This is a genomic window from Variovorax sp. J22P240 (genome assembly GCF_030316855.1).
Lineage (GTDB): Bacteria > Pseudomonadota > Gammaproteobacteria > Burkholderiales > Burkholderiaceae_C > Variovorax.
Genome location: NZ_JASZYR010000001.1, coordinates 1 through 12,011, shown reverse-complemented (window position 1 = coordinate 12,011; position 12,011 = coordinate 1). Strand labels below are relative to the sequence as shown.

At 62.0% G+C, this 12,011-nt stretch carries 17 protein-coding genes; 8 read left to right on the top strand and 9 right to left on the bottom strand.

Features of this window, described 5'->3' with window-relative positions; all coding sequences use genetic code 11:
• Window positions 1–38: 38 nt before the first annotated feature.
• Window positions 39–260, bottom strand: coding sequence for a hypothetical protein (locus QTI24_RS00085; protein WP_286597563.1), 222 nt, complete (start codon window positions 258–260; stop codon window positions 39–41).
• Between the two features lie 94 nt (window positions 261–354).
• Entirely contained in the window at window positions 355–1,323 is a 969-nt protein-coding gene (locus QTI24_RS00080; protein ID WP_286597562.1) for an AraC family transcriptional regulator, read from the bottom strand.
• A gap of 99 nt (window positions 1,324–1,422) precedes the next feature.
• On the opposite strand from QTI24_RS00080, the gene QTI24_RS00075 reads away from it, so the two are divergent.
• From QTI24_RS00075 to QTI24_RS00055, 5 genes are all read left to right on the top strand, one after another.
• The gene (locus QTI24_RS00075; RefSeq protein ID WP_286597561.1) at window positions 1,423–2,007 is read left to right on the top strand and encodes a PadR family transcriptional regulator; all 585 of its coding nucleotides are present in this window, start codon (window positions 1,423–1,425) and stop codon (window positions 2,005–2,007) included.
• Window positions 2,008–2,018: 11 nt separating this feature from the next.
• The gene (locus QTI24_RS00070; protein WP_286597560.1) at window positions 2,019–2,852 is read left to right on the top strand and encodes a siderophore-interacting protein; all 834 of its coding nucleotides are present in this window, start codon (window positions 2,019–2,021) and stop codon (window positions 2,850–2,852) included.
• A gap of 131 nt (window positions 2,853–2,983) precedes the next feature.
• Window positions 2,984–3,481: a hypothetical protein gene (locus QTI24_RS00065; protein WP_286597559.1), complete on the top strand. Its 498-nt coding sequence runs from the start codon at window positions 2,984–2,986 to the stop codon at window positions 3,479–3,481.
• Window positions 3,482–3,919: 438 nt separating this feature from the next.
• A complete protein-coding gene (locus QTI24_RS00060) occupies window positions 3,920–4,264 on the top strand; it encodes a hypothetical protein (protein ID WP_286597558.1) in 345 nt (114 codons plus the stop codon).
• 49 nt (window positions 4,265–4,313) lie between these two features.
• Window positions 4,314–4,613: a hypothetical protein gene (locus tag QTI24_RS00055; protein WP_286597557.1), complete on the top strand. Its 300-nt coding sequence runs from the start codon at window positions 4,314–4,316 to the stop codon at window positions 4,611–4,613.
• A gap of 24 nt (window positions 4,614–4,637) precedes the next feature.
• Here QTI24_RS00055 and QTI24_RS00050 read toward each other — a convergent pair whose 3' ends face one another.
• From QTI24_RS00050 to QTI24_RS00035, 4 genes are all read right to left on the bottom strand, one after another.
• Entirely contained in the window at window positions 4,638–4,832 is a 195-nt protein-coding gene (locus tag QTI24_RS00050) for a hypothetical protein (RefSeq protein ID WP_286597555.1), read from the bottom strand.
• 276 nt (window positions 4,833–5,108) lie between these two features.
• Window positions 5,109–5,618, bottom strand: coding sequence for a pilin (locus tag QTI24_RS00045; RefSeq protein ID WP_286597553.1), 510 nt, complete (start codon window positions 5,616–5,618; stop codon window positions 5,109–5,111).
• A gap of 463 nt (window positions 5,619–6,081) precedes the next feature.
• Window positions 6,082–6,585: a pilin gene (locus QTI24_RS00040; RefSeq protein WP_286597551.1), complete on the bottom strand. Its 504-nt coding sequence runs from the start codon at window positions 6,583–6,585 to the stop codon at window positions 6,082–6,084.
• Between the two features lie 547 nt (window positions 6,586–7,132).
• Window positions 7,133–7,708, bottom strand: a complete 576-nt coding sequence (locus QTI24_RS00035) for a helix-turn-helix domain-containing protein (protein WP_286597550.1) — start codon at window positions 7,706–7,708, stop codon at window positions 7,133–7,135.
• A gap of 230 nt (window positions 7,709–7,938) precedes the next feature.
• On the opposite strand from QTI24_RS00035, the gene QTI24_RS00030 reads away from it, so the two are divergent.
• A complete protein-coding gene (locus tag QTI24_RS00030; protein WP_286597549.1) occupies window positions 7,939–8,442 on the top strand; it encodes a pilin in 504 nt (167 codons plus the stop codon).
• 458 nt (window positions 8,443–8,900) lie between these two features.
• Entirely contained in the window at window positions 8,901–9,410 is a 510-nt protein-coding gene (locus tag QTI24_RS00025; protein ID WP_286597548.1) for a pilin, read from the top strand.
• A gap of 48 nt (window positions 9,411–9,458) precedes the next feature.
• Here the strand turns inward: QTI24_RS00025 and QTI24_RS00020 are convergent, their stop codons facing one another.
• The gene (locus QTI24_RS00020) at window positions 9,459–9,890 is read right to left on the bottom strand and encodes a hypothetical protein (protein ID WP_286597547.1); all 432 of its coding nucleotides are present in this window, start codon (window positions 9,888–9,890) and stop codon (window positions 9,459–9,461) included.
• Between the two features lie 29 nt (window positions 9,891–9,919).
• Between QTI24_RS00020 and QTI24_RS00015 the strand changes: the two genes are divergently transcribed.
• The gene (locus tag QTI24_RS00015) at window positions 9,920–10,375 is read left to right on the top strand and encodes a helix-turn-helix transcriptional regulator (protein WP_286597545.1); all 456 of its coding nucleotides are present in this window, start codon (window positions 9,920–9,922) and stop codon (window positions 10,373–10,375) included.
• A gap of 334 nt (window positions 10,376–10,709) precedes the next feature.
• On the opposite strand, the gene QTI24_RS00010 is transcribed toward QTI24_RS00015, so the two are convergent.
• Window positions 10,710–11,231: a hypothetical protein gene (locus QTI24_RS00010; protein WP_286597544.1), complete on the bottom strand. Its 522-nt coding sequence runs from the start codon at window positions 11,229–11,231 to the stop codon at window positions 10,710–10,712.
• A 242-nt stretch (window positions 11,232–11,473) separates the two neighbouring features.
• Complete coding sequence (locus tag QTI24_RS00005) at window positions 11,474–11,824, bottom strand: hypothetical protein (RefSeq protein WP_286597542.1); 351 nt, start codon at window positions 11,822–11,824, stop codon at window positions 11,474–11,476.
• Window positions 11,825–12,011 lie beyond the last annotated feature (187 nt).

Below are 12,011 nucleotides of genomic sequence, written 5' to 3'. Positions count from 1 at the left end.
CCCCTCGTGAGGGGCTTTTTAGCGTCTGCGCGGCAGGATCAGCTGGCCTTGAGGGCCAGTGCCGGCTGCTGGGCCGATGCGCGCAGGAAACGCACGGTGCGAACCACGGTGTCGAAGCCTTTGGCAAGAACCTTCAACGCGGGCCGAGCGATGGAGGGTTCGTCGCGGCCGATATGGCGAGCGTCATCGCCGGCCAGTTCACGCTCGAACGAGTCGGTGAACTTCGGGTTGCGGGGGAAGTACCAGTTGGAAGAGGTCATAAGTAGTATTGTAAGGGTTTACCCTAGAACTTTCAATACCCGCACCACGGCGCCGCAGCGAACCGGGCAACCCGTCACGGAATCGTCGTTGCCACTACAACGCCCGCACCGGCATACACAACTCGCAAGCGAAGGCGCCGGTCGTTTCGTCGACGGCGAAGTCCTTGCCATAGACCTCGACCGGCGGCGCATCGTCGGCCTGATAGCCGCTGTCGGGCAGCCAGTCGCAAAGCTGCACCCACGCCGCGTGGATTTCCGAGGCGGTACCTGCAAAGGCAACGCACGCAAAGCGCCCGCCGCGCAGGGTCTGCACGCCGACTTCGCCCTCGGGTCGGAAAGCGTCGTCGACCTCGATGCACGCGTCGTAGCGACACTTTTCGGGCGGCGTCACGTCTGCGTTGTCGTGGCTGATGCCGTACATCACGCGGCGGGGCTGCATCAGCCCCTTCTGCTCGCACCACGCCGCAAAACGCTGCCAGGTGCGCGTGATCTCGGGGCTGCCGTAGGGCCCGACCTGCCGCATGTAGGCCACGCGGGCCGGCGCGATCGTCTTGAGTTCGACCTTCATTTGTCCGTTTCCTGAATCTGCACCGTGAGGAACATGGCCCTTCGGCCAGGAGCGCTCATCGTGCAGGAAGGCTTCCGCGACGGCTTGATGCCGATTGCGGTCCGCTTGATGAATCTTGCCAAGCTGGATGCGGCGGGTCTCCGCCCACGCGCGGAACGCACCCCGCCTCCAGACCGTCGGCGTGACGCCGAAATGCGCGCTGAAGGAGCGGGTGAACACCGCCGCCGATCCGAAGCCGACATCGAGCGCAATGGCCAGCACGGGCTCGGGCGGCAGGAACAGCAACCGGGCCGCAGCCACCTCCAGCCGGCGCCGCCGGACGCGATCAGCCAGCGTCTCGCCGGTCATGGCTTGGAACACACGGTGGAAATGCCACGCCGAAAAGTTCGCCACCTCCGCCAGCCTCGCGAGATCCAACGGTTCGGCAAGGTGGCCGTCGATGTGGTCGATCACGCGGTTGATGCGCGCGACGTAGGCATGGCGTGGACTGCTCACGCACCGCTCCGCGCGCGCAGCGGCCCAAGGTCAGACTTGACTTCGACACTATTTAGATATATCTTTAGCAAATCAGATAACGACACAGAAAAGACTCCCATGCGAGATTTCAAACGCTTTTTACACGGCACCCAGCGCGGTGAACACGGCGATGGCCTGAGCGGCGGACGCGAGCACCATGCCGGCCCGCGCGGCCCGCGCGGCGGGCGCGGCGGCGGCCGGGTGTTCGGCCATGGCGGTCTGCGCTTCGTGCTGCTGCAGCTGATCGCCGACAAGCCCAGCCACGGCTACGAGCTCATCAAGGTCATCGAGGAGCGCCTCGGCGGCCGCTACAGCCCCAGCCCTGGCATCGTCTACCCCACGCTCACCCTGCTCGAGGAACTCGGCTACGTGAGCGTCGATACCGCCGACGGCGGTGGGCGCAAGCGCTACACGGTCACCGATGGCGGCAAGGATTTCCTCGCCGCCAACCGCGAAACGACCGACGAAATGATGGCCCGCATGGACGGCGGCGTCGACGGCGCCGGCCCCCGGGCCGGCCGGCCGCCGCAGGTGATCCGTGCCATCGAGAACCTCAAGCTCGCGATGCGCATGCGCCTCGCGCGCGAACCGCTCACAGAACAACAAGCCCACGAATTCGCCGCAGTGCTCGACAGCGCCGCCCAACAACTGGAACGCATCTAGAAAACTCCCGCATGACCGAAACCTCGACACCCTCCTCCACCCCCGACCGCCTGCCGCGGCGCGTGCGCCACGAGCTGCGATTTCGCAAGCTGCAGGTGCAGAAGGTGCAGCGCGTCACGCCGCACCTGATCCGCGTCACGCTCTCAGGCGACGATCTCGCGGGCTTCACCAGCCCGGGCTTCGACGACCACGCCAAGATCTTCTTTCCCGACGAGAAGACCGGTGCGCTGGTCGTGCCGAGCGTCGGCCCCGACGGCCCCGCCTGGCCGGCTGGCCAGAAGCCCGCCATGCGCGACTACACGCCGCGCCGCCATGACGCCGAGGCCGGCACGCTCGAAATCGATTTCGTGCTGCACGATGCCGGCCCCGCCACGCTGTGGGCGGAAACCGCCAAACCGGGCGACACCCTCGGCGTGGGTGGCCCGCGCGGCTCCTTCATCATTCCGACCGCTTTCGACTGGCATCTGCTGATCGGCGATGACACGGCGTTGCCTGCGATCTCGCGTCGGCTGGCCGAGTTGCCGGCCGGCGCGCGCGTCGTGGTGCTGGCGGAAGTCGACGGCGAGGCCGATGAGATCGCCTTCGAAACTGCAGCCGAGCTCGATCTGCAATGGGTGCACCGCCGCGATGCCGAGCCTGGCGTGGGCTCACCCTTGCTCGACGCGCTGCGCAAGCTCAAGCTGCCGGAGGGCGACTTCCACGCCTGGGTAGCCTGCGAGTCGACCGCAGCCAAGGCTCTCCGTGCGCATCTGGTCGGCGAGCGCGGCGCGAATCCCAAGTGGATCAAGGCGGCGGGCTATTGGCGCCTCGGTGCGGTCGCCACGCATGACACCCACGAGGACTGAAGCTCGCCCCATCCCCCAAACGCGCTATGCCAGGCGATAGTTTGACTATCCCGAACGGGGGGTCGAAAATTCCGCCGCTGAGTACTTAGGCATTAGGAATCCAAGGGGGCCGACAGATGAGCATCGGGCTGATGCAGTGGCAATTTTTCGTGGCATTGCTGACGGGCGTCCTGCTGCTGTGGGGTGTGACGTGGGCATGGCGACGCGCCGCGATGCGCCGCGAGGCGGAGCGCCGCATCGAAGCGGCACGAGTGCGATCGGGCCACGTACCGCTGGAGATTCCCACCGTGCGCGGTGGCATGAACCCTTCCGGCGACTCGGTGCCCGACACCCTCCCCGAATGGTTCATCCAGGGCAAGGGTGAACATGCGGTGGTCGACGAGACGCCCCGCATCCGGGTTCGCTACCTCGACGCCCATGACAGGAAGGTCGAATGCACGCTGCAGGTCGACCACCTCGATGTGCAGAAGAAGACGATCACGGGGCACGGCGAATTGCCGGGCGACATCCGGCGCGTGCCGCTGCACCGGATCACGTCCGCCCGCATCGCGGATTCCGGCCAGCGATTCAACGTCGATACCTGGGTGGACGCCGTGCGCGTCGCCCGCAGGCGCCGCGGCCAAGTCTGAGCGGCTTCGTCCAGCCGCTTTGTTCCTCCCTCTGCAGTCGTCGCAGAGGGACAGGCCCCGTTCCTTATGATGCGGGCCTGCCGGCCGTCGGCCGCGCACCGATCCATTTCCGATGACTCTCCCCGCCACCGCACCTCACACGCCCATGATGGCCCGCCGTGTGTCGCTGGGAAGAACGCCAATTTTGGCGAAAAGCTACGCCAAAACATACGCCAAAGCCGCTTAGGAGATGGCGCCGATGGCAATCTTTTTGCCTCTGCTACCGGCTGGGGACTCAAAATCCCCCGACGCAGGCGTGCCGGTTCGATTCCGGCCCCGGGCACCACGGGAATAGGCGCGCTGCGCCTCTAGCAGCCACTCTCGTGCAGCGAAGCGTTCCGCAAATGGTGCCGCCAAAGCCGCCTACGATGCCGACCACGACACAAGAAGGAGAAGACGATGCATCGCATCTTCGCGCTGGCTACTGTTTCCATTCTGGCTGGGTGTGCGACACCGTCGCCCCAAGGCGCCCCCGATAAAAACGCCTCCTATCAGGTGACGGACGGCTCGGACGGCTTCACCATCTCAGTCGCCTATTCGCGCTATCAGTTCATCCCGGAGAGCAGCGCGGTGCAGGCAGCATGCAAGCAAGCCTTGACCGCCGGCGCATTCGACGAGGCCGATAGGCGCGGCCGGAAGATTGAGCCCGTGAACGAGCAGCGTATCCGTCTGAGCATGGGCCGCAATGGTTTCACAGGCATCACGAGCTGCGAGGCATCAGTGTCTGTCACATGGGCAAAGTGACAGACTCGGCCTCCACGACTGACTTCCGGTTCTCATAGCATTGCTGGGCATGAAATTCATGGACCTGGCCACCGGCGACCGCTTCCGGTTCTTCCGGCGGGGATTGCTGCTCGCGAAGGATTCGCGCATCACATACTCTTCGGGCCCGGGCCATTCGGCCAAGGCCGACCCAAGCGCCGAAGTGCTGCCTGAGGTCGACGATGAGCCAGTCGCCAAGGATACCCCGCCAGCCGATCCCTTCGGCGCGCGCAATCGTGTTGACTTCCAGCAGGGCTATGTCCGCCTGGATGGCTCGTTTACGGAAGTCCAGCTCGAAGCCGTGCTCATCGCGATGAAGGGGAAGCCATGAAGCAGGCCGAGATCTACTGTTCGTTCACCAGCGCATCGCGGCGCTTGTCGTCGACACTCTGCCGTCGCCGAAAGCTGTATATTCGTCCAGTATGGAGGTCAAAGTCTCGCTCATGCGCAATGCCGGTCGCTGGCGCACCTGGAACCAGAAACCGAGGGAGTTCGCTGGCAAGCTGATGACATTCAGGGTCGAGAAGGAAGAATGCATGATGGCCGCCATCGGCATCCACGGGGGGGCCGACGCTCTACGACCCGAAGATCAAGGCCGTCGCGGGGAACGAACTGACCATCGTCGGCCTTGAGAAGGTCGAATTCGCCTGGGTCTTGCAGGAATGGAAGTGCGAGATCTTGCTCGCTCGGTAAGAGCACGAGGAGGCAGCGCCGGCCCAACGGCCTGCGCTCCGTGGTCGCCCGCCGCGCCTTACCGCGCTCAAAGACAACGCCGAGCAAACGCAAAAAAGCCGCCCGAAGGCGGCCTTGAGCAGAGCGATATTGCTTAGCGGCAGTTGGCGGGAGCGTAGCGAGCTTCCAGCGTACCGGCGACTGCAGGAGCCGCAGCACCGGCTGCGCCGCATGCCCACGAGATCGAACCTTCCGGGGTCGCGTACCCAGCGGTAACAGAGGTCGGGAGGGCGACAGGCGTGCCGACCGGGCCTGTGAAGGGGCGAAGAATCAGGGTCGCGGCGCCACCGGTCTGGACGGCGGCAGTGTAAGTGATTGTGACCTGGCCAGTGGTGTTGCTGATGCCAACAGAAGTCACTGCGGCGGTCGCGGACGGCGCGACGAAACCGGCGTCGTATGGCCGGCTGTTCGCCGCATTTTCCGCGACGAGAGCCTTTGCCGAAGAAGCGAGCGACAGGCCTTCGGTGACCTTGGCACGCTTCACGTAGTCTTGGTATGCCGGCAGCGCGACGGCAGCCAGAATACCGATGATCGCGACGACGATCATCAATTCGATAAGGGTGAAGCCGACTTGTGCGCGGCGAGCGATGGAACGATGGTTCATGTTGGAAATCTCCAGGTTGGTGATCGAGACGGGCGCCTCCCCCGTGCCGGTTTACTTACCGCAGCATCCGTGCCAACCCATCGTCGGTGGCCCGTCTGCTTGAAGGCGTGCAGTGCTTCACGGATGCATCGCGTTGGGTCGACAAAAAAGACCGCTCGGAGCTTGGAGGTGACGAGTTTTGTCATACTTTTGTTCCTGTTCGTCACATGCGATCTGGAAGCGAATTTTTCCAGAGGCAGCTGAAGTAGGGAGAGAGCTTTCATGGCTGATGAGGGGCCTCCCCCGCCCGGACCGCATCCACCAATGGAACCCTCTCATGCCCAGCTTTGGCGACGATTCGGGACCACCAGGTGCACAGCGCCGGCATGCGGAACTCGTGAGATCGATCACTCCGGAGCAACCGACGAAATGGAGACGCAAAAAAGCCACCCGAAGGTGGCTTGTGCAGAGCGAGCGATATTGCTTAGCGGCAGTTGGCGGGAGCGTAGCGAGCTTCCAGCGTACCGGCGACTGCAGGAGCCGCAGCACCGGCTGCGCCGCATGCCCACGAGATCGAACCTTCCGGCGTAGCGTATCCGGCGGTGACAGAGGTCGGAAGTGCGACGGGCGTGCCGACTGGGCCGGTGAAGGGGCGCAGGATCAGCGTCGCGGCGCCACCGGTCTGAACGGCGGCGGTGTAGGTGATCGTGACCTGGCCAGTGGTGTTGCTGATGCCAACAGAAGTCACTGCGGCGGTTGCGGACGGTGCAACGAAACCAGCGTCATACGGGCGGCTGTTCGCGGCATTGTCTGCGACGAGGGCCTTTGCTGCCGAAGCGAGCGACAGACCTTCGGTGACCTTGGCGCGCTTCACGTAGTCTTGATAAGCCGGCAGAGCGACGGCGGCCAGAATACCGATGATCGCGACCACGATCATCAATTCGATGAGGGTAAAGCCCTTTTGAGCGGAACGAATAGCACGGTTCATGTGGAGACTCCAGGATGGTTAAGCCGGGGTCCTCCCCGGGGCGCGGTATGAAACGCAGCATGCATGCCAGCACCGAACTGTTACAAAAAGTGTGCGTTTCATCACAGCCGGCGCGACAATGGGACCAAATTCGCTCCCCAATTGAACATTCCATGGCACGGACTGACAAAAATTGTCACAGACTGCTGACGGCGATTGCCGGGTGCTTGGCCGCCGCTTCAATAGCTGCACACCCTTTGGAAGATGCCGCCGCCGAGGCTGTTGCGCTGTGCCTCCGAATGGGCAAGGACAGCATTGATGACTGCGCGGCCATGCCCGGGCGATCAGCGCAACACAGCGCCACCAGACAATCGGTCCTGCGACTCTACGAGGCGCGAACCGCGTTCATGAATGCTTGCCGCGAGCCGCTTCGCCAATGCCGAGACCAAGCCGATTGGTACGTCGGGTCGGGGTTTTCTCGCCTGAACACCGTCGAGTATCTAGATCGGGCGGGTCCCTCCGCGAAATCAGAACAGCGACGCTGACAGAGCAGTGCCCGTGGCGACGTTTACCTGAAGAGTTGCGGCCCGTCCCGAGCGACATGGGCGCGCATAGCGGCGATAAGGGGGGTGTCGCCAAACTCGGTGTAAGGATGCTCGGAGCAGCGCGCCAGCCACCCGTCCTTGTCCAGTTTTTTGCCGTCGAACCTTGTGCCAGCGACGATCGGTAGCAAGTGGATTTGCTCCCGCGCGATGATTGGGCCGCCATGCAGCCACTCGCTCGAATACGAAGGAATAGGACTCTGCCCATGACCAGCAACATAGAAGACCGGGCCGTCTTCCGTTAACTGGGCCGAAAGCCCTTCGCTCCTCGCCACCCAGTAGTCAAGTTCGGGCCCGACCAGCTTCGATACTCTTACCGACAAGGCATCGGAAGCGGGCAGCAGATCAGAGATCAACTGGTCGATGCCTACGTCGAAGAATCTGGCGAGCTTCAGAAGCTCGGACGCGCCTGGCTCGCCGTCTCCGGTCTCCCAACGCGCAATCGTACGGGCGTGCGTGCCGAGTGCCTCGGCGATCTGGACCTGCGTCAGAAGTCGTTCGCTGCGTAGCTTCTTAAGGTTAGGGACTTTCGATTCGCTCATGCCGCGAAGCATAGCGCCGGGAGATCGGTGTCCAGAACCAGCAAAAATTGTCATTCGCTGCCGAATACCGTCGGTCCTTTGTGACGCATTTTGTCACAATGCTTACTGAATTGAGAAATCTTGCATACTTTTTTAGAAGTGAAACAGATTGTGAGCGTTGGCATGCATGCTGCGTTTGGTACTCCGCCCGGGGGAGGAACCCCGGCTTAACCAAACCTGGAGTTTTCACAATGAACCGCATCTCCCGCACCGCTCAGAAGGGCTTTACCCTCATCGAATTGATGATCGTGGTCGCGATCATCGGTATTCTGGCCGCCGTCGCTCTGCCGGCATACCAAGACTACGTGAAGCGCGCCAAGGTCACCGAAGGCCTGTCGCTCGCTTCTTCGGCAAAGACCCTGATCGCCGAAAACGCTGCGAATGGACGCCCGTATGACGCTGGTTTCGTTGCTCCGTCCGCGACCGCCGCTGTGACTTCCGTTGGAATCGAGAACACGACCGGCGTGGTCACGATCACCTACACCGCTGCCGTTCAGACCGGTGGCACTGCTACGCTGATTCTGCGCCCGTACACCGGCCCAGTCGGCACGCCGGCCGCTCTCCCGGACTCTACCGCTGCAGGCTACACGCCTCCGGCTGGTTCGATTTCCTGGGCATGCGGCGCCCTTGGCGCCGCAGCACCTGCGACTGCTGGCACGCTGGAAGCACGCTACGCTCCCGCCAACTGCCGCTAAGCAATATCGCTCGCTCTGCACAGCCACCTTCGGGTGGCTTTTTTGCGTCTCCATTTCGTCGGTTGCTCCGGAGTGATCGATCTCACGAGTTCCGCATGCCGGCGCTGTGCACCTGGTGGTCCCGAATCGTCGCCAACACTGGCCACAAGAGACTTTCATCGGTGGACGCCCGTTCGGCGCGCCGCCCTGCCATCAGGCGATGACCCTCTGCCCTTGCTCGTCTCCCTCTGCAAAATTCGCCTCCAGAGCGCAAGTGACGAATAGGAACAAAAGTGTGACAAAACTCGTCACCTTCGGGTTTTGAGTGGCCGTTTTTTGTCGGTCCGACGCGACGCATCCGTGAAGAACTACACGCCTTTCACGGATGGGACTTCGACGATCGGGTTGGCACACATGCTGCGGTAAATGAACCGGCACGGGGAGGGGCCCCGTCTCGAACACAAACTGGAGTTTCCAACATGAACCGTCGTTTCATCGCTCGCCGCGCACAAGTCGGCTTCACCCTTATCGAATTGATGATCGTGGTCGCGATCATCGGCATTCTGGCCGCCGTCGCTCTGCCGGCATACCAAGACTACGTGAAGCGCGCCAAGGTCACCGAAGGCCTGTCGCTCGCTTCTGCGGCAAAGGCCCTCGTCGCGGAAAATGCGGCAAATAGCCGGCCGTACAACGCTGGTTTCGTTGCGCCGTCCGCGACCGCCGCAGTGACTTCTGTTGGCATCAGCAACACCACTGGCCAGGTCACAATCACTTACACCGCCGCCGTCCAGACCGGTGGCGCCGCGACCCTGATTCTTCGCCCCTTCACAGGCCCGGTCGGCACGCCTGTCGCCCTCCCGACCTCTGTTACCGCTGGGTACGCGACCCCGGAAGGTTCGATCTCGTGGGCATGCGGCGCAGCCGGTGCTGCGGCTCCTGCAGTCGCCGGTACGCTGGAAGCTCGCTACGCTCCCGCCAACTGCCGCTAAGCAATATCGCTCTGCATAAGCCGCCTTCGGGCGGCTTTTTTTGCGCCCCTAACGCGACGTTTGCTCGGCGATCTTGCGGATGCTGTCGCTGGCGCGCTTGGACCCAGCCGACGATCCGAGCCAGTAGTTGCACACCTGACCGAAGGCGAGAGACAGCGCGCCGAACATAACGTTGAGCAGTTGGAACACGTTGGGCGGCATGTCGATCTGAACGATGAACAGCCGGTAGATGCAGAAGAAGTAGCCCGCGACGATGAGCGTGGAGACGATGGCCGAACCCCACGCGAGCGGGGACTCGGCCCGGGCGAGCTCAACGGTCTGCTGCCGGGCGTTCTGGGTGTCGCCGACGTAGACCCGCTCCATCTCCAGCGCGAAGGACTGCTCGGCGGCCTTGAGCGCGACGATCTGCTCGCCGGTCAGCACTCCGGACGACAGGGCGGCTTCGACGTCCTCTGCGGTCGCATCAGGCTTGCCGAGCACCTTGTCACCGATGTGGAAGGGAGAGCGTGATGGCAGCCTTCTACCTTGACAAGGCCGCCGTGGCCGAAGCTGTTGCCCTCTCCGAATCGACAGTCGAGAAGCTGGTGCGCGAGAACGAGTTTCCGAAGCCGCGCATCCTGTCAGGTCGACGCGTGGCATGGCTAGTGCGTGAGGTCGAGGCATGGGCGGAAGCCCGCCCAGTGTCAGACCTGCTGCCACCAAAGAACACCGCAAGGGTTGCGGCGCGCCGGCGCGCCTTCCATGTGGTCAATGACACGACGTTCGCTCTGTCCGAGCAATCTGCTCATGCGGATCTGGCCGGTTTGGAGTCCGACGTAGGACCGGTTGAATCCGCAGCCCACAGCGGCTGTACGCCCTGCTCCGAAGTCGTCATTCGACGACATGTGAATGAATCAGTGGTCCGTCGGGACGGGCGGGCGTCGATAACACGCAGGTTCGGTCAGGTCTGCAATCCGAGGGACTAACCCCTTCTCGGCCTTCTTAAACCTGGATGCCATGCCTACGATTGTTCTGCCTGGCAACGCCAACGGCATCACCGGGTAACTCGTAACCCACAACTCGCCGTTAACTCACGTAGTAAGGTCGACTGTAAGTGACCGGTGTCTGCAAGTGGCTGCCACCGGAAAGCGTTTGGGAATAGTGGTCCGGCGCCCGACGCGGAGTAACTGTACTCGATGGTGCTCAGTCGTCCAGGATTGAGACCGATGCAAGACTTGGTGCACTGCCGATTGAAAGTGGCCGGACGCTCACGATTGAAAGGCTTTTTGACCACCCTCTCGGCACCACTGCGGTGAGATATCAATTACTCTTGAAATTGCCGCCGCAGGAGTGCCAGCCTTCCCCAACAACCCGATTTCTTTCTTGGTTGTGGTGAATGCACTGGAGTCGCTGCGTATCGGTATTCTCCATCCAACCCACATATTGGAGCCACATTTTGTTGCCTGCTACGCTGTCGACACAGACGAATTGGTAGCCGACGACGTACGCTGGATGATTGTTCGCTGAGGCGGTTCCACGAATTCGTTCGACAACTTTCGCGTCTTTAATTTTTTCGCACGTTGGGCCCCACAATTCTGGTAATTTGAGAATGTTAAGTGCTGTCGTATCTTCTGGATGCGATTCGACGGCCACAATTTCTTTTGGCGGGGATGATTTTGTAGCGCCAGAATCCTTTGACGGGGGATTGCGCCAAACCGCGATTAGAAGCACAGCAAACACTACGAGAATTGCCACAGCCAAACCTGTCAGTCCCTTTGCAATTCTGCGAACTTCGGGAACTGACTTCAAAACCGTGAATGCCTTACGAATTTGAGCGGTCAATTTGACTCTTCCTCTTTATTGAAACTGGCTACGGGATTGTTTACGCGAGGCAAACGGGCTAGATACACTGACTGTAACATCCGGGACATTCGAGTTATCTCGCAAGCGCGGTCTCGTAAAGCATAGCGAGGAAATTCAGGCAACCCTCGCCGGCGCGGTAGCAAGCCGGCACCACCGTCTACAGAAACTGGCAGGGCGTGACGTACTTCCGCTTTTGGCCGGATTCTGACTTACGCCAGGTCTCACGAGGAGCGGCCCAATTGGTTGCGCCAGAAGTCATCGGCCTCGTTGCAAGCCACAAACATATTCAGCATCGTCAGTTTCCACCATGCTGCCGCATCTACGAAAACCTGGCGGTCGTAGTCTGAAAGCTCGAGAGACTGAGCGGACTTGGGGTGGGTCACTCTGCTGCGAATCTCCGTAGCCTTTCGCATCGCAGCCCAGCCCTCGCCTCCAGTATCCGCATGGAAGTCAGCGCCATGGTTCTTGACGTAGCAACGGATTGAGAACAGCAAGCTCTGCGGAAAAGGTAGGTACTGCTCGGAGGTCTTCGGATGACCTCTGTTGTCGACCGAGTGACGCTCTTCCTTCAACAGCGTCAGTTCAGTTGGCGTGAGCCTTCAACCAACGCGAAGTGCGCCCTCACCAGTGCGCGTTGCGCGTACGGTGGGTCACGTCCCAGCGCATGGTGTAAGTCTTCAGCCCGGACAGGGCTGAGATGCACGGTGCTCAGCGTGCCACTGCGGACAGCCGAGTGGGTGCAGTATCGCTGAGGGTCTG